Below are 24,457 nucleotides of genomic sequence, written 5' to 3' on the forward strand. Positions count from 1 at the left end.
CAGCGCCGAGCACAGTCCCGGGCTCGGCGGCCGCAACGCCGCCGGCCAACAGGGCGCAATACGCTCCGCCGACGGTTGCCCCGGCCTTCCGCGCCGCGCCGACGGTCGTGGCACCGCTGCCGCCAGCGCCGCGCCCGCCGCAGCGTGACCTGACACCGCTCGCGATCGGTGCGGGCGTGGTCGCCGGTGCCGTGATCGGCGCGACCATTGCCGATCTCCACAATCAGCGACGCGAGTCCGTCGAAGGCGGCCGCACCGTCTACACCGAGCCGGATCGTATCATCATCCGCGATCCGGGCGGGCAGGCCTACGTCCGCGGCAACGATCTCTACCGCTTCCGCTACGGCGCCCGAGATATCCGCACCGACACCATCGGCGGCGATACCCGCACCGTCGTGATCCGTCCCGACGGCAGCGAGATCATCACCGTTGTCGGTCCGGACGGTCGATTGCTGCGGCGAATCCGCCGGGACCCCGGCGGGCGCGAGATCATCATCATCGACAACAGCTACCGCGATCCGCAGTCGGTCGGCGGCTTCTATGTCGACGCGCCGCCGCCGGTCGTGAACATTCCTTACGATCGCTACATCGTCGATGCCCAGGAGGCGTCGCCGGACGTGATCTACCAGACCATGGAAGCCCCCCCGGTCCAGCGGATCGATCGTCGCTACACGCTCGACGAGATCCGCTACAGCCCCAATGTTCGCATGCAGATGCCGAGCATCGACGTCAACACGATCACCTTCGAGACGGGCTCGTGGACCATCCCGCCGGACCAGGCGGCCCGGCTGCAGGCGATCGCCGACGGTCTCAACCGTGCGATCCAGCGCAACCCGCGCGCCGTGTTCCTGATCGAGGGACACACCGACGCGGTCGGCAACGAGGTCGACAATCTGTCATTGTCGGACCGTCGTGCGCAGTCCGCGGCCGAATTGCTGACCCAGCAGTTCGGTGTGCCGTCGGAGAACCTGACCTCGCAGGGCTATGGCGAGCAGTATCTGAAGGAGCAGACGCAAGGGCCGAGCCTGATCAACCGGCGTGTCACCATCCGCAACATCACGCCGTTGCTCAATGGCGGGCAGGCCTCGCTGCCGCCGCCCCCGCCCGGCACCGCGCCGCCGCGCTAAGGCGACCCACAAATGCAAAATGGCCGGGAGAAATCCCGGCCATTTCTGTTTGAGCCGCGCGGGGCGGCTACTGCCCAGCGGCCAGACCGAGCGCTTCGACCATGACGCGAAAGACTTCGGTATTGTCCATCGAGCCGTGCACGCGCTCGCTGCCCGGCCCGGTCGCCGTCAGGATGACATCCTCGCCCGAATGCACGCTGGCACCGATCATCGCCGACAGATTGCCGGGACGCAGCACTGCTCCCGGGACATCCTTGTATTTGTCGTTGGCCTTGAAGGTCCCGTCGTCACCGGCCTTGACGGTTGGCTCGTTGGGATTGTCGAGCTTGGGGCGGAAGGTCTCATAGTGATCCGGCAGGCTGGCCGAGAAGATGGCGAGCCGGCGGCTCACATCGACGCGTGACGGATAGCCCTCGGCATCCGGAGCCGGATAATTCGGAAATCCGGCCTGTTCGTAGACGCCGACGCGCTCGCGCAGCGGCACGTTGGGCGTCGTGCCCATGTCGTCGTTGACCGTTCCGACAAGGCTGTTGGGGTGATTGTGGTCCGCGAGCACCAGGATGAGGGTGTCGTCGCCGCGCGCACGCGCCCATTCGCGCGTCTGGCGCACTGCATTGTCGAGCATGATCGTGTCGTAGACCGCCCGCTCCATGTCGAGCAGGTGCGCGTATTTGTCGATCAGCCCGGATTCGACCATCAGGAAGAAGCCGGTGTCGTTTCTCGAAAGGATGTTCAGCGCGGCCTGCACCTGCTCGGTCAGGTCGGGCTGCTCCGGAAACTTCTTCACGCCGCCGCCCTTGAGGAATTTGCGGTCGAGCACGCCGTCCATGTTTCCGGTGGCGAACAGCCCGAGTAGCCTGCCCGCCTCCGGCTTTGCGGCAGAAACGCTGAGCTCGCTTGCGGTCGTCGCGACCTGATAGCCTGCGTCGCGAAACTTCGCGATGTAGTCGGCCTCGTCCTTGCGTTTGGAGCCTGTCGCGGACTTCGGCAGGAAATTCGCGCTGCCGCCGCCCAGCAGCACATCCGGCTTCGCGGCGAAGAGCTGTTCGACGATCTCGTCATAGGCGGCGCGCCGGCGCGTGTGCGCAACCATCGCAGCCGGCGTCGCGTCTTCGATCTCGGTGTTGGTGACGATGCCGATCGCCATGCCGTTGCGCCTCCGGGCAAGGCTGGTGATGGTTTCAACCCTGGGATCGTCGAACGGGCTTGCGGTGCGGTCCGCATAGACGCCCAGCGCGTTGACGGCGCTCTTGTGGCCGGTCGCATAGGCACTGGCCGAGTTCGCGGAGTCGGTGATGATCGAGTCCGAGCCCGCTGTCGCCACCAGTGCCATGTGGGGCATGTCGTCGATCGCGAGCTTGCCGCGGCTCTTGCCCTCCGCAATGCCCTTGGACAGGATTCGCGCCGCGACCCGATGCGCCGGCGACATGCCGTCGCCGATGAACAGGATGACGTTCTTCGCCTTGCGCGGACCGGTCTCGTAAACCGTCCACGCGATGCTGCGCTGATGCGTGCCGTCGCTCACGTCCACCGTGACACTGCCCGGCTTGGCCAGTGTGACGTCGCGCAGGATCAGCGCCGACTGGTCCTTGCCGTCCTCGCGTTCGACGAAGGTCCCGCTACGTCCGAACGCGGCAGCATAATCTGCGCCGTTCACTGTCACCTTCAACCTGGCTGGATCGACAGGCCCGGGAAACTCGACCTTGAAGTCGAACTGGGCGCCGGCCAGGATCTCGGCACGATCGATCGGATAGATCGTCTGCGCCGACAGCGACGTTGTCCAACAGAGGACGATGAGTGAGGCGAGTGCCGATCCCTTGACCATGCTCGATGCTCCGCAATCCGGTTTCCGACAGGAACAGGAAGCCTAGCGATCGAGAATGACACCGTCATTAAGCTCGTAGCCCGGATGGAGCGCCGCGCAATCCGGGCTACGGAAGCCTCAGCCCTTGTCGCTCTCGAGCCGGAAGATCTGCGAGCCTTCGCTGCCCGAGAGCAGGCCAGTGTCGCTGTAGAGCTTCAGCTTGGTGCGCGTGTCGGCGATGTCGAGGTTGCGCATGGTGAGCTGACCGATGCGGTCGGCCGGCGAGAAGGCGGCGTCCTCGACCTTCTCCATGCTGAGCCGCTCCGGCGCATAGGTGAGGTTCGGGCTCTCGGTGTTGAGGATCGAATAGTCGTTGCCGCGGCGCAGCTCGAGCGTCACCTCGCCGGTAACGGCGCGCGCGACCCAGCGCTGTGCGGTCTCGCGCAGCATCAGGGCCTGCGAATCGAACCAGCGGCCCTGGTAGAGCAGGCGGCCGAGACGCATGCCGCTGATGCGGTACTGCTCGATCGTGTCCTCGTTGTGGATGCCGGTGACGAGGCGCTCATAGGCGATGTGCAAGAGCGCCATGCCGGGCGCTTCATAGATGCCGCGGCTCTTGGCCTCGATGATGCGGTTCTCGATCTGGTCGCTCATGCCGAGGCCGTGACGGCCGCCGATGGCATTGGCTTCGAGGAACAGCGCGACGGGATCGCTGAAGGTCTGCCCGTTCAGCGCCGTCGGCTGGCCTTCCTCGAAGCGCACCACGACCTTCTCGGCCTTGACGGTGCAATCGTCGCGCCAGAACGGGACGCCCATGATCGGGTTGACGATCTTGATGCCGCTGTCGAGGCTTTCGAGATCCTTGGCTTCATGCGTGGCGCCGAGCAGATTGCTGTCGGTCGAATACGCCTTCTCGGCGCTCATCTTGTAGGCGAAACCCTGGGCGGTCATGAACGCAGACATCTCGGCGCGACCGCCGAGCTCGTCGATGAACTGCTGGTCGAGCCAGGGCTTGTAGATGCGCAGGCTCGGATTGGTGAGCAGGCCGTAGCGATAGAAGCGCTCGATGTCGTTGCCCTTGAAGGTCGAGCCGTCGCCCCAGATGTTGACGCCGTCCTCCTTCATCGCCGCGACCAGCATCGTGCCGGTGACGGCGCGCCCCAGAGGCGTGGTGTTGAAATAGGTGATGCCGCCGGTCGAGATGTGGAAGGCGCCGGACTGGATCGCGGCGATGCCTTCGTGGACGAGCTGCGTGCGGCAATCGACGAGTACGGCCTTCTCGGCACCGAATTCCTGCGCCTTGCGCGGGATCTCGTTGTAGTCGGCTTCATCGGGCTGGCCGAGATTGGCGGTATAGGCGTAGCAGCGCGCGCCCTTCTGCTTCATCCAGAGCAGTGCCGCGCTGGTGTCGAGGCCGCCCGAAAACGCGATACCGACTTTCTCGCCCTTGGGCAGGCTTTTCAGGATCGTGGTCATGGGGCTTCCAATCGGGTCTCAAGGGGCTGATTGCGGTTGCGGGTTGACCGGGCGAATATCAAATTTCGCAGGGCTCGGCACGCATTTAATGGCTCAAACTGACGGCTCGGGACCCGTCTTGCGGCCGAACAGGCGCTGGCGGAGCCGGTAGCCGGGCAAGGCCAGGCGCGTCAGGGCGGCATCGACGGCCGCGTCCGAGAACCGCGTCCGCGGCCAGCGATAGATCAGCGCGTAGGCAAACCAGATCACGACGAAGGTGACGAGGCCGGCGATCGAGACGTCGGTGAAGAAGTGCCCGCCGAAGGCCATGCGCAGCCCTGACGTCACGAGGCCGAACACCACGGCGCCGGCATAGGCGAGCGGCCGCCATGCCGGCGGGGCCAGCGCGGCAGGGGCCAGCGTCCAGAACGCGGTCGCACCCTCGCCCGAGAAGAACGAGCAGTTGCGCGCGCAGCCGCCGCGCGGATCCCACCACGGCACGAACTGCCGATCGCCGGCAAACTGCGTCACCACCACGGGGCGCGGACGGCCCCAATAGGTCTTGAAGGTGAGGTTGGTGAGGATTCCGGCCGACAGCGTGATCGTCACCAGCAGGAAGATCACCGCGCGCCCCGACACCATCAGCGGCCGGTCCGGGCGGAACAGCTTGACCACGAGCGCCACCAGCGAGGGCAGCACGAACGCCCAGGCGATCCACATCGCCCCGTCACGCGCGACGCCGGCCCAGCCGCTCGATTTGAGCGGAAAGGTCCTGGTTGCGGGATCGAAGAACAGCGCGGCGAGCTTGAGATCGAGTTCGGGATAGAGGCCGAAAACGACGCCGATCAAGAGCCACAGCGCCAGGGCGATGAAGAGTCCAGTCCGGTTCATGCCGCGCGGTTTAGCGGAGTGGGGAGGGGATGAAAACCCCATGCGAGGTGCCCATCCGCCCCTGGAGGGGGAGGATCGGCTCGCATGCAGCGAAGCGAAATGCGAGCCGAGGTGGGGTGAAGCCGCGCAAACGGTATCTCCATCAACGTGCCGCACGCAGGGCGACAACAAAAGATGGGACACCACCATCGCGGATAGTCTGTCACCCCACCCCGCTCGCGCTACGCGCGATCGACCCTCCCCCTCCAGGGGAGGGTAATAAAATCACCGCGCATCCGGTCTTGAATTCGACGGCAACGGCGGAGGCGGCTTGTGCGGGGGCGGCGGATTGCGCCAGGCGCCGGCGTTGCGGCCGGCGATCAGCCAGTAGACCACGCCGGCGACGATGCCGGCGCCGGTCATGATCTCGAGGTGACGCCGCACGACGCCCTCGAACTGCAACGTGTCGGAGTGAAAGGGAACGAGGCCGAGGTAGCAGGCGAGCCCCACGACGCCGCCGCCGACGGCGTAGGCCAGCGCGCTGCGGATGTAGAGCGCTTCGGTGATCGCGACGATCACCGCCGCCGGCACCAGCGCAAAACCGGAGACGAAGATGAAACCGAAGCCGAGCAGGATGTCGATCGTGCCTTGATCGACGGGACCTGCGCCGAGATCGGCGAACTCCGGAAACAGCAGCGCGACGACCACGATCATGCCGCCGACGAAGCAGGCGGCGAGAAAGCCGATGAAGATAACGACGAGGCGGCCGATCAGGGACATGAGATAAGCAAGTTGCCGATCAACGACATCGCCACGCTTTCAACCGTCATGCCCGGGCTTGACCCGGGCATCCACGACTTTCTCGCTTGCGGCTCGACGTGGATGGCCGGGTCAAGCCCGGCCATGACGAGCGCTGAGAACGCCGCCATCATCAATCCGTCATCGCCATGGCGCGCAGCGTCTGGCGTTCGCGGGCCGACAGCTTTTCGGTCTCCGACTTGAGCTGGCCGCAGGCGGCGAGGATGTCGCGGCCGCGCGGGGTGCGCACCGGCGAGGAATAGCCGGCGTTGAAGATGTATTCGGAGAACTTCTCGATCTGGTCCCAGTCCGAGCATTCATAGGCGGTGCCGGGCCAGGGATTGAACGGAATCAGGTTGATCTTGGCGTGGATGCCCTTGAGCAGCTTCACCAGCAGCTTTGCATCGTCGAGCGAATCGTTGACGCCCTTGAGCATCACATATTCGAAGGTAATGCGGCGTGCGTTCGAGGCGCCGGGATAGTCGCGGCAGGCCTGGAGCAGCTCCTTGATCGGGTATTTGCGGTTGAGCGGCACGAGCTCGTTGCGCAATTCGTCGCGCACCGCATGCAGCGAGATCGCGAGCATAACGCCAATCTCGTCACCGGCGCGCACGATGTTGGGCACCACGCCCGAAGTCGACAGCGTGATGCGACGGCGGGAGATGCCGATGCCTTCGTTGTCGCCGACGATGAGCAGCGCATCGCGCACCGCGTCGAAATTGTAGAGCGGCTCGCCCATGCCCATCATCACGATGTTGGTGACGCGGCGCGTGCCGTCCTCGCGATCGGCCCAATCATTGAGGCGATCGCGTGCGACCATCACCTGTCCCACGATCTCGCCGGCGGTGAGGTTGCGCACCAGGCGCTGCGTGCCGGTGTGGCAGAACGAGCAATTCAGGGTGCAGCCGACCTGTGAGGAGACGCAGAGCGTGCCGCGGTCGGTTTCGGGGATGTAGACGCACTCGACCTCATGCGCCTTCTCGACATTGTCGCCGCTCGGCAGCCGCAGCAGCCATTTGCGGGTGCCGTCGTTGGAGATCTGCTCGGCCACGACTTCGGGCCGGTCGACGGTGAAATGCTGTGCGAGCTCGGCGCGAATGCCCTTCGAGATCGACGTCATCTCGTCGAAATTCTGGGCCCCGCGGAAATACATCCAGTGCCACAGCTGCTGCACGCGCATCTTGCGCTGCGCAGGTGCGACGCCGATCTCGCCGAGGCGATCGGCAAGCTCGTTGCGCGACAGGCCGATGAGCGACGGCTTGGCCGGCGGCACATAGGTTTCGAGCGGAGTCTTCTCCACCAATGTTGCGTTGTGCGGCTCGGTCGTCGTTTGCATCAATAGGCCTAATTGTTTGGTCGTTCCGGGGCGATGCGCAGCATCGAACCCGGAACCTCGAGATTCCCCGGTGCGCACTTGCGCACCTGAGGTCTGGTCCTTCGGACCATCCCGGAATGACGGAAAAACTTGGAACCGCCCCTATATAGCAACCGGAACGGCCGATTGCGACCGTGATACCGCCTGCAGCCTTAACGACCGCAATCTTACCGCCTGCAGTCCTGGGCGATCCGGTCGAGCGCCTGGGCGAGGCCCTTCAGCGAAAACGTGTCGGTCGTCTCCGTTCCCTTGGCCGAGACGCCCTTGACCACGAGATCGGCGGATTTGCGCATGGCTTCGACCATCCGCTCCTCCTCGGCCGCGTTCTTGATCCAGAGGCCGTCGCCCTGCGTGTACATGGCGAAAGCGGCGCCGCCGACCTCGGCCGACGATTCCGATCCCGGCTTCAGCGCGTAGCCGATCATCACCGAGATTTCGTTGTTCACCTTCTCGGCCGGCCGGGTCGAGACGAAGGCATAGGCGGGATCACGCGGCCGGTTCGGCGGATTGGTCTTCGACGACGAAGGCTTGGCCAGCGCAAAACAGACCTTCTTGCCGTTGGGCGCGGCCGAATAGGCGCCCCAGGTGCCGAATTGGCCGATCAGGGTCGGCTCCGCGCCGCCCGCAACCGCCGCAGCCGGGGCCACCGGCTTGCCCTCGGGCTTTGCAGCCGTCTTTGCGGTCGTATTGGGCGCCGGCGCAGCCGCTTTCGGTGCGGCCTCTTTGGGTGCAGACTTGGGCGCCGGTTGCGCCGTCTGAGCCCGCGCGGAATCAGTGATTCCCCACGCCGTCACGCCGGCCATCAAAGCCAAAAATAGCACCCGCCACATGCTGGAGTGGTTCCCTCAATATTGTGACTGGAAGATGGCCCGGCCGCGCATTGTCCCCGCGGCAGGGATAACCGGGAAAGTTCAATTTGGGAAGGCAGTTAGCGGGTTGGCAACAGCTAGCCTCGGGATCGGGCGGCGCGCTGGTCGGCCCATTGCGCGTCGGTCCAGCCGAGCAGGTCCTCGGCGCCCGAACTGCGCAAATGCGCGCCACCGTCGATCACGACCATCTCGCCGTTGATGTAGGCGGCGCGGTCGGAGACCAGGAAGCTGGCGAGGTCGGCGAGCTCGCTGTGGTCCCCGGTCCGGCCAAGCGGGTTGCGCGCGGTCCAGCCGTCGTCGCGGCCTTCGGGACGGAGCTGTCCGGATGCTCCGGCGGTCGGGAACGGACCCGGCGCGATCGCGACGGTGCGGATGCCCTTCGGGCCCCACTCCACTGCGAGGCTTTTGGTCATCGCCAGCACCGCCGACTTCGCCATCGCGGACGGCACGGTGAAGGCGCGGCCGGTGATGGTCGAGGTCGAGAGGATCGAGAGCACGACGCCGCCATGCTTGCCGTCGATCCAGCGTTTGCCGGCAGCGAGCGTGCAATACATCGCACCATGCAGCGTCGGCGCCAGGATCGCATCCGCGGCGCGGAAGGAGAGATGCTCGCTCTGGGCAATGAAGGTCGCGGCGGCATTGTTGACGAGAATGTCGAGCGGCGCCTCGCGCCAGATCGCGTCCATCATGCTCCCGACGGCGGCACCGTCGCGGATATCGCAGGCGATGGTCGTGACCTTGCCACTGGTCTGCGCGCGCATCTCGGCTGCGGTTGCCTCAAGCCGGTCGAGCTTGCGGCCGCAGATCACGAGCTCGGCGCCGAGCGCGAGGAAGCGGCGTCCCATCGCGGCGCCGAGGCCCGAGCCGCCACCGGTGACGAGAATGCGCTTGCCCCTCAGCAGACCCGTTTCAAACATCGTTTGAATCCTTCTTTTTTCTTTTTCGTCATTGCGAGCGCAGCGAAGCAATCCAGATTATTTCCGCGGCACGGACTCTGGATTGCTTCGCTGCGCTCGCAATGACGGAGGATAGGCTGCCGCGCCGCTTTCGACAAAGAATCCGGATTGTCGCCCGTTGCTAAATCCGGCAGAAACGAGCCAACTATAATTCCACCTCGAAACGCCTGGGTGCCGCCATGAAAGCCATTCTCTGCTCGCAATATTGTCAGCCCGACGATCTCGTGCTCGCCGAGGTGCCGGATCCGGTGGCAGGTCCCGGCGAGGCCGTGATCGCGATCAAGGCGGCGGCGCTGAACTTCTTCGACATCCTAATGATTCAGGGCAAGTACCAGATCAAGCCGCCGTTCCCGTTCTCGCCGGCCGCGGAAGTCGCCGGCGTGATCGAGAGCATCGGCCCCGGCGTGACCGACCTGAAGGTCGGCGATCGCGTGGTCGCCTCCTGCGGCCACAACGGCGCGCGCGAGAAGATCGCGCTGCCCGCGGCCTCGATCGTGAAGATCCCCGACAATCTCGACTACGACCGCGCGGCCGGCATCATCATCATCTACGGCACCGCGCTGCATGCGCTGGAAGATCGCGCCAGCCCCAAGCCCGGTGAGACGCTCGCAGTGCTCGGCGCGGCCGGCGGCACGGGCCTCGCCGCCTGCGAGCTCGGCAAGCTGATGGGCCTCAAGGTGATCGCCTGCGCCTCGTCGGACGAGAAGCTCGCATTCGCGAAAGCCCATGGCGCCGAGCTCACGCTGAACTACGGCAAGGAAGATTTGAAGGAAGGCTTGCGCAAGCTCACTGATGGCAAGGGCGTCGACATCATCTTCGATCCGGTTGGTGGTGCGTATGCCGAGCAGGCGCTGCGCTCGATCGCCTGGGAAGGCCGCTTCCTCGTGATCGGCTTCGCCGCCGGCGACATTCCGAAGATGCCGCTGAACCTCGCGCTGTTGAAGGGCTGCGACATCCGCGGCGTGTTCTGGGGCGCCTGGACCCGGCTCAATCCCGCCAAGAACCGCGCCAATCTCGAAAAGCTCGTGAAGTGGACGGCCGAAGGCAAGATCTCATCGCATGTCGATCGCACCTTCCCGCTGGCACAGACCGCGGACGCGCTGAAGGTGCTCGCAGGACGCCAGGCCATGGGCAAGGTGATCCTGCATCCGTGAGGTGATGCGGGCGGCGGCGCGACGCGGTCGCTACGCACACACCTGTCATCGCGGCCCTTGTGCGCACTTGCGCACTGGGGCTGGCGATCCAGTATTCCAGAGGCGGTCGTGATTGAACCGAGAGGCCGCAGCGTCCCCGATGCCGCGGTCAAGCCGGGGCATGACAGCGGAGTGCGCGGCAGGCAGCGCGAACAAGCCTGACTTCGCGCAGAATTGCGCGCCACCGCATGGTAGCGCCTTCTCAACCACCATCGCCAAAATTGCGGTGCACTCCCCCGCGTCGCCCGAATCAAACCCAAATTTTTCCCGATTCGCCCCAACCGTTGTCGCTTTTTGGGCTGATTCAAATTGCGATTTACCGGTTCCAGTCTGCAGGGCGCTCCTGGACAAAAACAAGAAAACTAAAACCGGCATTGCCCCGCGTTGTGTCAGTATTTGGGGGAAGCATCACCATGGAGACGACGGCATTCCGTCCGTCCTGGGGGTCGAGGGCGCTCGACTCCGAACAAGCGGCATCACATCCGTCCACCGCATCCTACATTCGTGCGCGCGCTGAACGGATCGATCCTTCATCGCACGATCCTATGCCACTGTTCTTGTCCGATCCGCTCAGCGCGCCGGATCCACGGGAATTCGCGCCACTGGCCGTGCGCACCAGGGCCAGAACCGTCCGGCGCATTCTCGCTGCCGTCCTGGCCGCGTCGGTCATCGCGGTCCCGATCGCGCTGTTTTGGTCCGACATCAACCGGCTGCTCACCGTCAACGGCACGTCGTGGATCGGCGCGGCCGCAAATGAGGCCGCGCCTCCCGCCAATCCGCCCGCCGCACGGCAGGGTCCGGTCAAGGATGCCGCGCGTGTGACCAACACGATGCTGGCGAGCGCTGAGGCACAGGATGTTCCTGCACCGGCGACGCCGAGCCGCGAGGCAATCGCAACCGCCTATCAGAGCGCGCTCCAGGCTCAGGCACCCGCGTCTGTACCGACACCGGTCGCCGCACAGCCCGCGCCACCGCCGCCAGCCAAGAGCCTCGACGCCGACACGTTGGCCGGCTTGATGGCGCGCGCCAAGAGCCTGTTGACCGTCGGCGACATCGCCGCGGCGCGGCTGCTGCTCGAGCGCGCGGCGAATGCGCAGGATGCGACGGCGGCGTTCCTGCTGGCGCAGACCTACGATCCAGCCGTCCTGGGCACCAGGGACACGCGGAGCATCACCGCCGACGCCGTCGCCGCACGCGACTGGTACCAGCGGGCCGCCAGCCTCGGATCGGCGGAAGCGCGAAAGCGCCTCACCCAGCTCTCGAACTAGAACTCTTCAGGGGACATCATGCGTAACGCTTTGGGAATGGCGCTTGCCGCCATCATGACCATCTGTGCCTTCGCGGCCCGCGCCGACCAGACCGAATACGATCCGGCCAAGGTCTCGGACAGCCTGAAGGCGATCTTCCAGTTCGGCTCGACCTCGACCAAGCAGTCGCTCAACGCCAACACCGTCACGCTGATAACCGGCACGATCGGCGGCACCTATGTGCAGTTCGGCGCCGACCTTGCCTCCGTGCTCGACGACGGCAACAAGATCCGCGTGCTGCCGATCGTCGGCCGCGGCTCGGTGCAGAGCGTCGCCGACATCCTGTTCCTGCAAGGCGTCGATCTCGGCATCGTGCGCGCCGACACGCTCGACTATCTCGAGCGCAAGGGCTTTGCCAAGGACATCAAGCGGCAGTTCACCTATGTGACCAAGCTCTATAACGAGGAGATGCAGGTGATCGCGCCGAAATCGGTCGCGACGCTGAAGGACCTCGAAGGCAAGACGGTGAGCGTGGACCTGCCGAACGGCGGCACCTTCGTCACTGCGCTCACCGTGTTCGAGCGGCTCGGGATCAAGGCGAAATTCGTCTATGTCGAGCAGCGCATCGCGATGGAGAAGCTGAAGGCCGGCGAGATCGACGCCGTCATCGTGGTCGGCGGCAAGCCGTACAAATCGGTCTCGACCTTCGGCAATGACGGCCGCTTCCATCTCGCAAAGGTCGACTATGCAAAGCCGCTGCAGAGCGACTATCTGCCGGCGACGCTGACCGCAAAGGACTATCCGAACCTGATCAAGGAGGGCGAGAGCGTGGACACGATCGCGGTGCCTGCGGTGCTGGCGGCCTATAACTGGGCACCCAACACCGAGCGCTATCGCAAGCTCGCGCTGTTCGTGGACGCGTTCTTCACAAAATTCCCCGCGCTCCAGAACCCACCCTTCCATCCCAAGTGGAAGGAGGTCTCGCTCGCGGCGCCCCTGTCCGGCTGGAACAGGCTGCCGGTGGCGCAGCAATGGCTCGACAAGCACGGCGTCGAGCCGGTGACACGCCAGCGCTTCGAGGCGTTTTTGAAGCAGAGTCCGACGGCAGCGAACGTATCCGATGCGGACAAGGAAAAGCTGTTCAGACAATTCCAGGCATGGGACGCGGAGAAGGCGCGGGCGCAGGCAGAGAAGAAGTAGCGGTTGTCGTTGCGACCAGTAGTGTCGCAGGCGCTGGCCACGCACTCACTGTCATCGCCCGGCTTGACCGGGCGATCCAGTACTCCGTGACGCCAGTGATTAGACCGAGAAGCCGCGGCGTACTGGATTCCCCGCCTTCGCGGGGAATGACAGCGGAGTGTGTGGCGCCACGCTACTGCGCGGCTTCGGCTTTCGCTTCCGCCTCGTCCACGCCCCGCTTCAGCGCGGCGCGGGCGGCTTCGCGGTGCTCCGTCGTGATGTGGCTGGCGACCATGCGGATGGCGGTGGCGAGCACGGCGGCATCGTCGGTGAAGCCGAGGATCGGCATCACGTCGGGGACGAAATCGAACGGCAGGATGAAATAGGCGATCGCCCCCAGCAGCGACGCCTGGACATGGCGCGGAGTCTGCCGGTCGAACGCGCAGTAGTAGGCCGCGAGCAGGTCTTCGGCGAACGGCAGATGCGCGGCGACGCGCTTCAGCTTGCGCCAGAAGCGGCGGCGAACGCTTTCACGATCTTCCGCGAGCCGATCGGCCGGCTCGAAGCCGACGCTGTGTTCGGCAGCCATGCTCCAAAACTCCCCGTTCAGCCGGGAGCGGCGGATCGCCGCATCCCCTGCTGATCACAAGATGGGGATGCAGCCGGTCGCTGCAAGACGTCAGCCCGGTGTAAGCTTGGCGATGGCGTTCATCGCCCTCGCGAGCTCGACGTCGAGCGCCGTGACGCCGCCGGCGTCATGGGTCGACAGCACCACCTCCACGGTCTTGTAGACATTGCGCCATTCGGGGTGATGATCCATCTTCTCGGCGACCAGCGCCGCGCGGGTCATGAAGCCGAAGGCTTCGTTGAAATCCTTGAAGACAAAGGTTTTCCCGATCGCGTCGCGGCCCGAAACTTCGGTCCAATCAGGTATTCCGCCCAGCGCCTGCTTGCGCGCCTCCGTCGTCAGCCGTTCTGCCATGATCGTCTCCGTGCTTCAGGGGAACTTTACCCTAACACCGTGCTTACGCCCGGGTTCACAAGGGATTTGCCCCATCCGCTAACCATGACGGAGATGTAACCCCGCCGGACAAGAAATTTGCTACAATTGCGGGCGTAAATCGCCGGCCAAGATGAAATTGAGCCTCAAGCGCCTGTTTGGGAGATCGATGACCGGGGGATTGGACCTGGCCGAAACGCCCTCTCCGCCTTCGCCGCGATCAGCGGCGCGGAAGACGGCGCTCGTGTCTCTGGCGCTCGTACTCGCGATCGTCGGCGCGCTTGCCGGCGGCTATTATTTCGCGATGCGGCCGGTGGCGCTGAAGATCGCGGTCGGTCCCCCCAATAGCGACGACATCAAGGTCGTGCAGGCGCTGACGCAGGCCTTCTCGCAAAACAAGAGCTATGTGCGGCTACGTCCGATCCAGACCGACGGCGCCACGGCCAGCGCCGAAGCGCTTGCGGAGGGCAAGGTCGATCTTGCCATCGTGCGCGGCGACGTCGACGTGCCGAAGAACGCGCAAGCGGTCGCGACCCTGCGCAAGAACGTCGTGGTGCTGTGGTCCGTCCCCGGCAAGGGCAAGAAGAAGGGCGCCAAGATCACCAAGATCGCGCAGCTCGCCGGCCATCGCGTCGGCGTGGTCGGCCGCACGCAGGCCAACGTCAATCTGCTCAAGGTGATCCTCCAGCAATACGGCGTCGATCCCGCCAAGGTCGAGATTATACAATTCCCGGCCAATGAGGCCGCCGAGGCAATCAAGGCCCAGAAGGCCGATGCCTATCTCGCGGCCGGCCCCGTCAACAGCAAGATCACGTCGGACGCGATCGCCGCCTCCACCAAGGATTTCGGCGCGCCAACTTTCCTCGCGATCGATTGGGCGGATGCGATCGCTCAGAATCATCCGGTCTATGAAGCGTCGGAGATTCCCGCCGGCACCTATGGCGGCTCGCCTGACCGACCGGAGGACGAAGTCAAGACCATCAGCTTCGCGCACCACATCGTGGCGCGCAAAGGTGTATCCGAAACCACCATCGCGGCGTTCACGCGCCAGCTCTTCGCCGTGCGCCAGCAACTGGTGACGGAATTCCCGCTGGCGGCGAAGATCGAGACGCCGGACACCGACAAGGATGCCGTGATCCCCGTGCATCCCGGTGCCGCCGCCTTCGTCGACGGCGAGGAAAAGACCTTCCTCGACAGATACAGCGATTACATCTGGTGGACCCTGATGGCGCTCTCCGCCATGGGTTCGATCGGCGCGTGGTTTGCGGGCTATCTGAAGAAGGACGAGCGCGACAACAACAGCCATCTGCGCGATCGGCTGCTCGACATGATCGCGGCGGCGCGCAAGAGCGAGACCATGGAAGCGCTCGACCAGATGCAGACCGAGGCCGACGAGATCCTGCGTGACACGCTGCGCTGCTACGACCACGGGGCGATCGAGGAAGGAGCGCTCACCGCCTTCAACATCGTGCTCGACCAGTTCCACGCCGCGATTGCCGACCGCAAGGCCGTGCTGTTCAGCATGCCGCAAAACCCGCCGCGTGCCGGCGCGCAATTCCGGGCCGCCGGCAACGCGTAAACGCTTGCGCGCGTAATCGCTGCGTCACATTGCCTCAATATAGCTCCCACAGTCATTCCGGGGCGATGCATCAGCATCGAACCCGGAATCTCGAGATTCCGGGTCTGGTCCTTCGGACCATCCCGGAATGACAGCGCAAGATTCGCACGAGACAGCTAGCCGTGAGCCAGCCATGAAGATCAAATTCTCCCGCCGCCGTTTCCTCGCCACCGGTGCCGGTGCGCTTGGCGCAGTCGCAATGCCCTATCTCTCGCGCGCGGCCGACCGGCCGGCGGTCACCCATGGCGTGCAGTCGGGCGACGTCACCGTCGACGGCGGCGTGGTCTGGGCGCGCGCCGATCGTCCGTCGCAGATGCTGGTCGAGGTGGCGACGACGGAGTCGTTCAAGGACGCGCGCGCGCTGCCGCCGATCGCGGCGCTGCCCGAGAGCGACTTCACCGCGAAGATGCTGATCGAGAACCTGCCGGGCGGACAGGACATCTTCTACCGCGTCCGCTTCCGCGATCTCTCGCACAGCGCGATCGAAGGCGAGCCGGTGGCCGGCCGCTTCCGCACCGCGCCGGCCGACCGCCGCGACGTCAGCTTCGTCTGGGGCGGCGACGTCGCCGGACAGGGCTGGGGCATCAATCCCGATGACGGCGGCATGTTCACCTTCTCGACGATGCGCAAGCACCGTCCGGATTTCTTCCTGCATTCCGGCGATACGATCTATGCCGACGGCCCTATCCAATCCGAGGTGAAGCTCGCCGACGGCAAGACCTGGAAGAACGTCACCATCCCCGAGAAGGCCAAGGTCGCCGAGACGCTGGACGAGTACCGCGCCGCGCACAAATACAATTTCACCGACGACAATGTCCGCGCCTTCAATGCCGAAGTGCCGATCTTCGTGCAATGGGACGACCACGAGGTGACCAACAACTGGTCGCTGTCAAAGGAACTTCCGGCGGCGTACAAGGTGCGCGACATCACGCTGCTCGCAGCGCGCGCGGGCCGCGCCTTCCACGAGATGTATCCGATGCGCGAGAGCATCAACGAGCCGGGCCGCGTCTATCGCCAGATCTCCTACGGCCCGCATCTCGACGTGTTCGTGCTCGACGAGCGCAGCTATCGCGGCCCCAACGGCGCCAATCTCGAAACCGCTTACGGCCCCGCCAGCTACTTCCTCGGCCCGGACCAGATCGCCTGGCTCAAGCGCGGCCTCCTCAACTCGCGTGCGACATGGAAGGTGATCGCCTCCGACATGCCGCTCAGCCTCGTCGTCTCGGACACGCCGAAGGGCGGATCGGAGGCGGTTGCGCAGGGCGACGGCCCGGTGCGTGGCCGCGAGTTCGAGATCGCCGACATCCTGCGCTTCATCAAGATGGCGCCGATCAGCAACACCGTATGGTTGACCGCGGACGTGCACTACGCCGCCGCGCATTTCTACGACCCGAACAAGGCGCAATTCCAGGATTTCGAGCCGTTCTGGGAATTCGTCTCGGGCCCGCTGCACGCAGGCACCTTCGGTCCGAACGCGCTCGACAACACGTTTGGGCCGGAGGTGCGCTTCGTCAAGGCGCCGGGCAAGGACAGCCAGAACCTGCCGCCGTCGGCCGGCATGCAGTTCTTCGGTCACGTCAAGATCGACGGCGCCTCCGGCCAGATGACGGTGACCTTGCGCGACCGCGCCGACGTCGCGCTGTGGTCGACGACGCTCGATCCGAAGCTCGCCTGAGCCGCTTCAGCCAGAGTGGAGCGTCATGAACCGCGCGACCGCAGCGCGGCCTCGAGCGCATCGCTCGAGCATGGCTTTTGCAAACGCGGCCGGTTGACGAAATCGGGAGCGATCCGCGTCTCGGCGCCATAGCCGGTGACGAACACGAAGGGAATCTTCAGAGCCGCCAGCCGCTCGGCGACGGCAAAGCTTTTCTCGCGGCTGAGCTCGACGTCGAGCAGTGCGAAGTCGGGCGCGCGCACCGCGACCGCGGCCAGCGCCTGCGCCACCGATCCCACGGTGCGCACGCTCGTCACGCCAAATCCGAGCAGGCGATCCTCGAAATCGATCGCAATGATCGGATCGTCCTCGACGATCAGGACATCGGTGGGGACGTCGGACGAGCCGTCCGGGGAAACAGGTATCATGATCCTGGCTATTGAGGGCTGCATGTTCTTACCGATCAAGGACAGCCTCATCCCGACGCCTGCGCCCAGCGCACCGGAGGGTTCCCGGAACGAAACTCACCACAGAACAGTTTTGACGTCTGTCCACTTGTGCACACAGCCAGCGATCGAGACTCGCTAGTGTTGAAAGGAGAGCAGGGGATTTACGATGGACGCGCGTATCGGGAAGGCGATGGAGGTCGGCAGCCGGCCGGCCAACAATCTGCTGCGACGCTTGAGTCCGGCCGACTATGCGCTGCTCGCGCCCCACGTCACCGTTGACGATGCCGCGGCCAACGAGCTGCTCTACAGTCCCGGCGACGATGTCCAGGTCGTGCACTTTCCCTGCGGGCCGTCGCTTGCGACCTTTCTCGTTCCCAACGAAGACGGCCGCGACGTCGAGACCATCCTGGTCGGCCGCGAAGGCGCGGTCGGCGGCATCGTCAGCGAGGGATTTCTGCCGGCCTACACCCGCATCTGCGTGAAATTCGGCGGGCCGTTTGCGCGCATCCACGTCGGCAAATTGGAGGCGGCCAAGCTGCGCTCGCCCTCGCTGCGCAACATCTTCGCCCGCTATGCCGACTGCATGCTGGCGCAGATCTTCCAGTCGACCGCCTGCAACGCCATCCACTCGATCGAGCAGCGCACGGCGAAATGGATCCTTGCGGCGATGGAGCGCACCGGCGACGAGAGCAGCGTGCCGCTGACGCATGAGCAGCTCGCGACGCTGCTCGGGGTCGGGCGCAGCTATGCGAGTCGCGTGCTCCAGTCGTTCAGGGCCGAAGGCATCCTCGACACGCGGCGCGGCTCGATCCTGGTTCGCAACCGCGACGGCCTGCGCCAGCGCGCCTGCCTCTGCGACGAGGCGGTGAAGACCCATTTCGAGGAAGTGCTGCGCGGCGTCTACCCGACGGAGGATGCGAGCAGCACGGGCTAACCCTCTCCGGCGCGCTCCCCCTGACCTCCCGCTCCATGGGAGGATGCCGGCGTGCGACACCGCACGTCCGCCGTGCTATACCCGCTCCCGCATGAGCGGGGCGTTCCTTCACACTGTCTTCGATGTTGCGGCGTGGCTGGCGGCGGGTGCGGCGGTTTACTGGCTGTCGCGACAAGGCTTGCGGTTTCCGGCGCAATCCTTCGAGCTGCCCTACATCGCCGCGCTGGTGTTCGGCGCCGGCCTTGGCGCCTATCTGTTCGGGTCCGCCAATCTGTGGCTGTCGGGCGAGAGCGGCATTGCGCGCTCGGTCGAGGGCGCGCTTGCCGGCGGCATCGTGGCGGTCGAGCTCTACAAATGGACCGCCGGCATCGCCTTGCGCACAGGTGCCCGGTTTGCGCTGCCGCTGGCCCTCGGCATCGCGATCGGACGGCTCGGCTGCTATTTTGCGGGCCTCGACGATTTCACCTACGGCACGCCGACGGCATTGCCCTGGGGCCATGATTTTGGCGACGGCGTTCTCCGCCATCCCGTGCAGCTCTACGAGAGCGCCGCGATGGGCGTGTTCGCGCTGCTCTATGTGGTGGCGGTCTTGAACCGGAACGCGTTCGCGATCACCAATGGTTTCTACCTGGTTCTGCTCTACTATGGAGCGCAGCGCTTCCTGTGGGAATTCTTCAAGCCCTATGGCACGCTGATCGGCCCCCTCACGCTGTTTCACCTGCTGTCGCTGTCCATCCTGCTCTACGCCGCCGTCATGCTGGCGACGGCGCCCAAAGCGAGACCTGTGCATGAACGCGCCGTTGCGTAAGTCGCGCCCCTACACCTTCTGGGGCCAGACCCAATCCCTTTGCGAAATCTGCCTGAAGCTGGTGCCGACCAAGATCCAGATTCTCGACAACGAGGTCTGGTACGAAAAGCGTTGCAGGCAGCACGGCGTCCAGTCGACGCTGGTTTCCACCGACGCGGCCTATTGGCGCCTGTGCAAGGATTTCATCAAGCCGGGCGACCGGCCGCTGCAATTCCAGCACCGCACCGAATTCGGCTGCCCCTATGATTGCGGCCTCTGTCCCGACCACGAGCAGCATTCCTGCCTCGCGTTGATCGAGATCACCGAGCACTGCAATCTCACCTGCCCGGTCTGCTTCGCCGAATCCGCGCCAACGCGAACCAAATTCACCCCGCTCGCGACGGTCGAGACGATGCTCGACGCGCTGGTCACCAGCGAGGGCGAACCCGACCTCGTGCAGATTTCCGGCGGCGAGCCGACATTGCACCCGGACTTCTTCGAGATCCTGGACGCCGTGCGTGCCCGCCCGATCCGCCATGTCATGATCAACACCAACGGCCTGCGCATCGCCCGCGAAAAGGATTTCGTGGCACGGCTCGCCGAGAACAAGCGCGGGCTCGAGGTCTATCTCCAGTTCGATTCGCTCCAGCGCGATGCATTGGTCAATCTGCGCGGCGCGGACCTGCGCAAGATCCGCCAGCAGGCGCTGGAAAATCTCGAGCATTTCGGCGTGTCGACCACGCTGGTGGCGACCATCAAGCGCGGCGTCAACGATGCCGAGATCGGCGACATCGTGCGTCACGCGCTCACCTGGAAATGCGTTCGCGGCGTCACGCTCCAGCCGGTGCAGGATGCCGGCCGCAACGAGAATTTCGACAAGACCACCGATCGCATCATGCTGTCGGAGATTCGCAAGCGCGTGGTCGAGACCGGCGTGTTCGGTGACAAGGACATGATCCCGCTGCCCTGCAACCCCGAGAGCATCTCGATCGGCTACGGCCTGCGCAATGGCGAGAAGGTGCTGCCGCTGACCTCGCTGATTCCGCAGGAGCAGCTGGTTGCGGTGATGCCCAACACCATCAGCCCGGAGAAATATCCGGTGCTGCGGGAAAAGTTCATCGACCTGTTCTCGCTGTCGTCGGGTCCGCTCAACACCTCCGAGCGCGTCTGCGAGTTGCTGTGCTGCCTGCCGAGCTTCGAGGTGCCGGACGGGCTCTCTTACGAGAACGTGTTCCGCGTCACCATCGTGCAGTTTCTCGATCGCTTCAATTTCTGCGTCGGCAACGTCAAGCGCTCCTGCATCCATTTCGTGACGGAGCGGGGCGCGATCATTCCGTTCGACACCTACAATCTGTTCTACCGCAACGGACAGATCGACGGCATCCGGGCCGCGCTGGCCGCGCAGGCGACCGAAGGAGTCTTGCAGGCATGAGCATCAGCGACACACCGCCGCCGGCGCCCCCGGGACCGCCTCCTGCCCCGACGGACAAGCGCAGCGGCCGCCTGACTGCGCTCATGGCGATCGCCGGGATCATCATGCTGCTGCCGGGTCTCTGCGCGCTGCTCTTTGGCGGAATGTCGGTGTTCGAGGGCGGCCGGATCGCCTCCGACATCGCGCCACTGGTCTTCCTGGGCCTGGTCGTGGGAGTCGGGGGCGCCTTCTTGATCTGGGCGGCAATCATGGGACGGCGCGGTTAAGCCCGGTCATTTGCCTAACCCCCGGAGATTCCCGGACAAAATTCAGTCAACCAACCGGCAAAGAACACATTGTTTTTTGGCGGTTTTTGCATATATTGCGCCGCAACGCGCAGGGTGCCCGATCGATATGGCCGGGCTTCCCTTTTTGGGCGGAAAGCGCCCGTTTCCAGTCTTCCAGCGTTGTTTCGAGAAGAGGTCCCGGTCTGGCCGGCGAGATCGCGCTTAACCCATTGTTCGAACGCAAAGAAGCTTACTCATGAACCTCCGCAACGTCGCCATCATCGCCCACGTCGACCACGGCAAGACGACCCTGGTCGACAAACTCCTCCAGCAGTCCGGCACGTTCCGCGAGAACCAGAAGGTGACCGATCGCGCCATGGACTCCAACGACCTGGAGCGTGAGCGCGGCATCACCATTCTGGCCAAGGCGGCCTCGGTGCAGTGGAAGGACACCCGCGTCAACATCGTCGACACCCCCGGCCACGCCGATTTCGGCGGCGAGGTCGAGCGCATCCTGAACATGGTGGACGGCGCGCTGGTGCTGGTGGACGCCGCTGAAGGCCCGCTGCCGCAGACCAAGTTCGTGGTCTCCAAGGCGCTGAAGGTCGGCCTCAAGCCGATCGTCGTCATCAACAAGGTCGACCGCCCCGACGCGCGCCCGACCGAAGTCATCAACGAGGTGTTCGACCTGTTCGCGGCGCTCGACGCCAGCGAGGAGCAGCTCGACTTCCCGATCCTCTACGGATCGGCCAAGCAGGGCTGGATGGCCGAGAGCCCGGAGGGTCCGAAGGACAAGGGCATGGAGCCGCTGTTCGACCTGATCCTGCGCCACGTCGCGCCGCCGAAGGTCGAAGAGGGCCCGTTCCGGATGATCGGCACGATCCTCGAAGCCAATCCCTATCTCGGCCGCATCATCACCGGCCGCATCTCCTCCGGCGTGCTCAAGCCGAACCAGCAGGTCAAGGTGCTGAACGCCGACGGCAAGCTGGTGGAGACCGGCCGCATCACCAAGATCCTGGCGTTCCGCGGCCTCGAGCGCACGCCGCTCGATGAAGCCGAAGCCGGCGACATCGTCGCGATCGCGGGCCTGACCAAGGGCACCGTCGCCGACACCTTCTGCGATCCGACCGTCGAGGTGCCGCTGCCGGCACAGCCGATCGATCCGCCGACCGTGTCGATGTCCTTCATCGTCAACAACTCTCCGCTCGCCGGCACCGAAGGCGACAAGGTGACGAGCCGCATGATCCGCGACCGTCTGCTGCGCGAAGCCGAAGGCAACGTCGCGCTGCGCGTCGTCGAAGCCGCCGACAAGGACGCGATGGAAGTCTCGGGCCGCGGCGAATTGCAGCTCGCGATCCTGATCGAGACCATGCGCCGCGAGGGCTTTGAGCTCTCGGTGTCGCGCCCGCGCGTCGTGTTCCAGAAGGACGAAGCCACCGGCGCCACCATGGAGCCGATCGAGGAGGTCGTGATCGACGTCGACGAGGAGCATTCCGGCGTCGTCGTGCAGAAGATGAGCGAGCGCAAGTCCGAGCTGGTCGAGATGAAACCCTCGGGCGGCAACCGCCAGCGACTGGTGTTCTACGCGCCGACCCGCGGCCTGATCGGCTACCAGGGCGAGCTGCTCACCGATACCCGCGGCACCGCGATCATGAACCGCCTGTTCCACGGCTATGCGCCGTACAAGGGCGAGATCCAGGGCCGCCGCAACGGCGTCTTGATCTCCAACGATCAGGGCGAGGCCGTGGCCTACGCCATGTTCAAGCTGGAAGACCGCGGCCCGATGATGATCGAGCCGGGCTGGAAGGTCTACAAGGGCATGATCGTCGGCGAGCACACCCGCGACAACGATCTCGAGATCAACGTGCTCAAGGGCAAGCAGCTCACCAACATCCGCACGACGTCGAAGGACGAAGCCGTGCGCCTGACCCCGCCGATCCGCATGACGCTGGAAAAGGCGCTCGCCTATATCGAGGACGACGAGCTCGTCGAGGTCACGCCGAAGTCGATCCGCCTGCGCAAGAAGCACCTCGACCCGAACGAGCGCAAGCGCGCGGAGAAGTCCAAGGAAGCGGTGGCGTAACGCGGCGAATGGTGAGTGGCGAATAGCGAATAGGGCCGTTTGGCCTTGGGTTCGCTTTACGATACCCTATTCGCCATTCGCCACTCGCTATTCGCTCCCTCATGTCCCTTCCCTCCTCCGTTGATGTCGCGATCATCGGCGCCGGTGCCGCCGGGCTTGGCGCAGCGCACGCGCTGGCGGGCTCCGGCCTCTCCGCCATCGTGCTGGAGGCGCGGGACCGGCTCGGCGGCCGCGCCTGGACCGTGCAGGCCTCGCCCGAGGTGACGTTCGACGTCGGCTGCGGCTGGCTGCATTCAGCAGACCAAAACTCCTTCGTCGCAATCGCGAAGCAGCTCGATTTCGAGGTGAACAAGGACCTGCCGCCCTGGCGCGAGCGCGCCTTCGGCAACGCGTTTCCGCAAAGCCAGCGCGACGAGTTCATGCGCGCGATGGACGCGTTCTATGAGCGCCTCTGGCAGGCCGCGCAAAAGGGCAAGGACGAGCCCGCGAGCCTGAGCCTCGACCCCGGCAATCGCTGGAACCCGATGATCGACGCGATCTCGACCTACATCAACGGCTGCGAGCTGAAGGACATGTCGACGCTCGACTGGGATGCCTATGAGGACACCGACCTCAACTGGCGCATCCGCCGCGGCTATGGCGCGCTGGTCGCGGCCTATGGAGCGCCCTGCCCGGCGGCACTGAACTGCATGGTCACGCTGATCGATCATTCCGGCCAGCGCATCCGCCTCGAGACATCGCAGGGCACGCTGACCGCCGGCAAGGTGATCGTCACCGTGCCGACCAATCTGATCGCCGGTGAGGCGATCCGCTTCTCGCCACAGCTCCCGGCCAAGGTCGATGCCGCAGCCGGCCTGCCGCTCGGCGTCGACGACAAGGTGACGCTGGCGCTTAGCGATGCCGAAGCCTTCCCTAGGGAAGGCAACCTGCGCGGCGCCACCATGCGGACCGCGATGGGCACCTACCACATCCGCCCGTTCGGCCAGCCCTGCATCGAGGGCTTTTTCGGCGGCAGTTTTGCAAGAGAACTGGAGGCCGCCGGCGACGGCGCCATCGCCGCGCAAAGCATCGACGAGATCGCGAGCCTTCTCGGCAACGACATCCGCCGCAAGCTGAAGCCGCTCTGCGAATCCCGTTGGGCGCACGATCCTTTCGCGCGAGGGTCTTACTCGCACGCGCTGCCAGGGCACGCGGGAGATCGCGCGGTCCTTGCGACGCCGGTGGATGGGCGACTGTTTTTTGCCGGCGAGGCGACGTCGCCGAACTTCTTCACGACGGCGCATGGCGCGCGGGACAGCGGCGAGCGGGCGGCGAAGGAAGTGCTGGCGGCTCTGGGCAAGCCGTAACCGCAAACTCCGTCA

At 65.1% G+C, this 24,457-nt stretch carries 22 protein-coding genes; 12 read left to right on the top strand and 10 right to left on the bottom strand.

The window, feature by feature from the left end; genetic code table 11:
* A partial coding sequence (locus tag XI09_RS20600) for an OmpA family protein (RefSeq protein ID WP_271568467.1) occupies positions 1 to 1,127 on the top strand: 1,127 nt, incomplete at its 5' end.
* Positions 1,128 to 1,194: 67 nt separating this feature from the next.
* Here the strand turns inward: XI09_RS20600 and XI09_RS20605 are convergent.
* The 7 genes from XI09_RS20605 to XI09_RS20635 form a co-directional block, all read right to left on the bottom strand.
* Positions 1,195 to 2,952, bottom strand: coding sequence for an alkaline phosphatase (locus XI09_RS20605; protein ID WP_271568468.1), 1,758 nt, complete (start codon positions 2,950 to 2,952; stop codon positions 1,195 to 1,197).
* 117 nt (positions 2,953 to 3,069) lie between these two features.
* Positions 3,070 to 4,407 (bottom strand): argininosuccinate synthase, encoded by a 1,338-nt coding sequence (argG, locus tag XI09_RS20610; RefSeq protein WP_271568469.1) that lies wholly within the window; start codon positions 4,405 to 4,407, stop codon positions 3,070 to 3,072.
* 93 nt (positions 4,408 to 4,500) lie between these two features.
* Complete coding sequence (locus tag XI09_RS20615) at positions 4,501 to 5,277, bottom strand: phosphatase PAP2 family protein (RefSeq protein ID WP_271568470.1); 777 nt, start codon at positions 5,275 to 5,277, stop codon at positions 4,501 to 4,503.
* Positions 5,278 to 5,541: 264 nt separating this feature from the next.
* Positions 5,542 to 6,036, bottom strand: coding sequence for a hypothetical protein (locus tag XI09_RS20620; protein ID WP_092189437.1), 495 nt, complete (start codon positions 6,034 to 6,036; stop codon positions 5,542 to 5,544).
* 151 nt (positions 6,037 to 6,187) lie between these two features.
* Positions 6,188 to 7,390, bottom strand: a complete 1,203-nt coding sequence (gene rlmN / locus XI09_RS20625; protein WP_271568471.1) for a 23S rRNA (adenine(2503)-C(2))-methyltransferase RlmN — start codon at positions 7,388 to 7,390, stop codon at positions 6,188 to 6,190.
* A gap of 206 nt (positions 7,391 to 7,596) precedes the next feature.
* Complete coding sequence (locus XI09_RS20630) at positions 7,597 to 8,259, bottom strand: invasion associated locus B family protein (protein ID WP_271568472.1); 663 nt, start codon at positions 8,257 to 8,259, stop codon at positions 7,597 to 7,599.
* Between the two features lie 116 nt (positions 8,260 to 8,375).
* Positions 8,376 to 9,215: an SDR family oxidoreductase gene (locus XI09_RS20635; protein ID WP_271568473.1), complete on the bottom strand. Its 840-nt coding sequence runs from the start codon at positions 9,213 to 9,215 to the stop codon at positions 8,376 to 8,378.
* A gap of 218 nt (positions 9,216 to 9,433) precedes the next feature.
* On the opposite strand from XI09_RS20635, the gene XI09_RS20640 reads away from it, so the two are divergent.
* From XI09_RS20640 to XI09_RS20650, 3 genes are all read left to right on the top strand, one after another.
* Entirely contained in the window at positions 9,434 to 10,408 is a 975-nt protein-coding gene (locus XI09_RS20640; protein WP_271568474.1) for an NADPH:quinone oxidoreductase family protein, read from the top strand.
* Between the two features lie 584 nt (positions 10,409 to 10,992).
* Positions 10,993 to 11,715, top strand: a complete 723-nt coding sequence (locus tag XI09_RS20645) for a hypothetical protein (protein WP_271568475.1) — start codon at positions 10,993 to 10,995, stop codon at positions 11,713 to 11,715.
* A gap of 18 nt (positions 11,716 to 11,733) precedes the next feature.
* The gene (locus tag XI09_RS20650) at positions 11,734 to 12,894 is read left to right on the top strand and encodes a TAXI family TRAP transporter solute-binding subunit (RefSeq protein WP_271568476.1); all 1,161 of its coding nucleotides are present in this window, start codon (positions 11,734 to 11,736) and stop codon (positions 12,892 to 12,894) included.
* A 172-nt stretch (positions 12,895 to 13,066) separates the two neighbouring features.
* Here XI09_RS20650 and XI09_RS20655 read toward each other — a convergent pair whose 3' ends face one another.
* Together XI09_RS20655 and XI09_RS20660 are read right to left on the bottom strand one after the other, a co-directional pair.
* Entirely contained in the window at positions 13,067 to 13,462 is a 396-nt protein-coding gene (locus tag XI09_RS20655; protein WP_271568477.1) for a YkvA family protein, read from the bottom strand.
* A gap of 90 nt (positions 13,463 to 13,552) precedes the next feature.
* Positions 13,553 to 13,855, bottom strand: coding sequence for a 4a-hydroxytetrahydrobiopterin dehydratase (locus XI09_RS20660; protein ID WP_271568478.1), 303 nt, complete (start codon positions 13,853 to 13,855; stop codon positions 13,553 to 13,555).
* Positions 13,856 to 14,006: 151 nt separating this feature from the next.
* On the opposite strand from XI09_RS20660, the gene XI09_RS20665 reads away from it, so the two are divergent.
* Together XI09_RS20665 and XI09_RS20670 are read left to right on the top strand one after the other, a co-directional pair.
* The gene (locus XI09_RS20665) at positions 14,007 to 15,452 is read left to right on the top strand and encodes a TAXI family TRAP transporter solute-binding subunit (protein WP_271568479.1); all 1,446 of its coding nucleotides are present in this window, start codon (positions 14,007 to 14,009) and stop codon (positions 15,450 to 15,452) included.
* Positions 15,453 to 15,624: 172 nt separating this feature from the next.
* Positions 15,625 to 17,166, top strand: a complete 1,542-nt coding sequence (locus XI09_RS20670) for an alkaline phosphatase D family protein (RefSeq protein ID WP_271568480.1) — start codon at positions 15,625 to 15,627, stop codon at positions 17,164 to 17,166.
* A gap of 23 nt (positions 17,167 to 17,189) precedes the next feature.
* On the opposite strand, the gene XI09_RS20675 is transcribed toward XI09_RS20670, so the two are convergent.
* Complete coding sequence (locus tag XI09_RS20675; protein ID WP_271568481.1) at positions 17,190 to 17,573, bottom strand: response regulator; 384 nt, start codon at positions 17,571 to 17,573, stop codon at positions 17,190 to 17,192.
* Positions 17,574 to 17,760: 187 nt separating this feature from the next.
* On the opposite strand from XI09_RS20675, the gene XI09_RS20680 reads away from it, so the two are divergent.
* The 6 genes from XI09_RS20680 to XI09_RS20705 all read left to right on the top strand — a co-directional run bounded on the left by XI09_RS20680 (position 17,761) and on the right by XI09_RS20705 (position 24,442).
* Complete coding sequence (locus XI09_RS20680) at positions 17,761 to 18,528, top strand: Crp/Fnr family transcriptional regulator (protein WP_271568482.1); 768 nt, start codon at positions 17,761 to 17,763, stop codon at positions 18,526 to 18,528.
* 91 nt (positions 18,529 to 18,619) lie between these two features.
* Positions 18,620 to 19,336 (top strand): prolipoprotein diacylglyceryl transferase, encoded by a 717-nt coding sequence (locus tag XI09_RS20685; RefSeq protein ID WP_271568483.1) that lies wholly within the window; start codon positions 18,620 to 18,622, stop codon positions 19,334 to 19,336.
* Positions 19,317 to 20,747: a radical SAM protein gene (locus tag XI09_RS20690; RefSeq protein WP_271568484.1), complete on the top strand. Its 1,431-nt coding sequence runs from the start codon at positions 19,317 to 19,319 to the stop codon at positions 20,745 to 20,747. The genes XI09_RS20685 and XI09_RS20690 overlap by 20 nt, the downstream gene beginning before the upstream one ends.
* On the top strand, positions 20,744 to 21,013 hold the full coding sequence (locus tag XI09_RS20695; protein ID WP_271568485.1) for a hypothetical protein: 270 nt from the start codon (positions 20,744 to 20,746) through the stop codon (positions 21,011 to 21,013). Before XI09_RS20690 ends, XI09_RS20695 begins: the two co-directional genes overlap by 4 nt.
* Positions 21,014 to 21,269: 256 nt before the next feature.
* Positions 21,270 to 23,096: a translational GTPase TypA gene (gene typA, locus XI09_RS20700; protein ID WP_271568486.1), complete on the top strand. Its 1,827-nt coding sequence runs from the start codon at positions 21,270 to 21,272 to the stop codon at positions 23,094 to 23,096.
* A 101-nt stretch (positions 23,097 to 23,197) separates the two neighbouring features.
* Positions 23,198 to 24,442: a flavin monoamine oxidase family protein gene (locus tag XI09_RS20705; RefSeq protein ID WP_271568487.1), complete on the top strand. Its 1,245-nt coding sequence runs from the start codon at positions 23,198 to 23,200 to the stop codon at positions 24,440 to 24,442.
* Positions 24,443 to 24,457 lie beyond the last annotated feature (15 nt).

The organism is Bradyrhizobium sp. CCBAU 11386 (genome assembly GCF_028128955.1).
GTDB lineage: Bacteria > Pseudomonadota > Alphaproteobacteria > Rhizobiales > Xanthobacteraceae > Bradyrhizobium.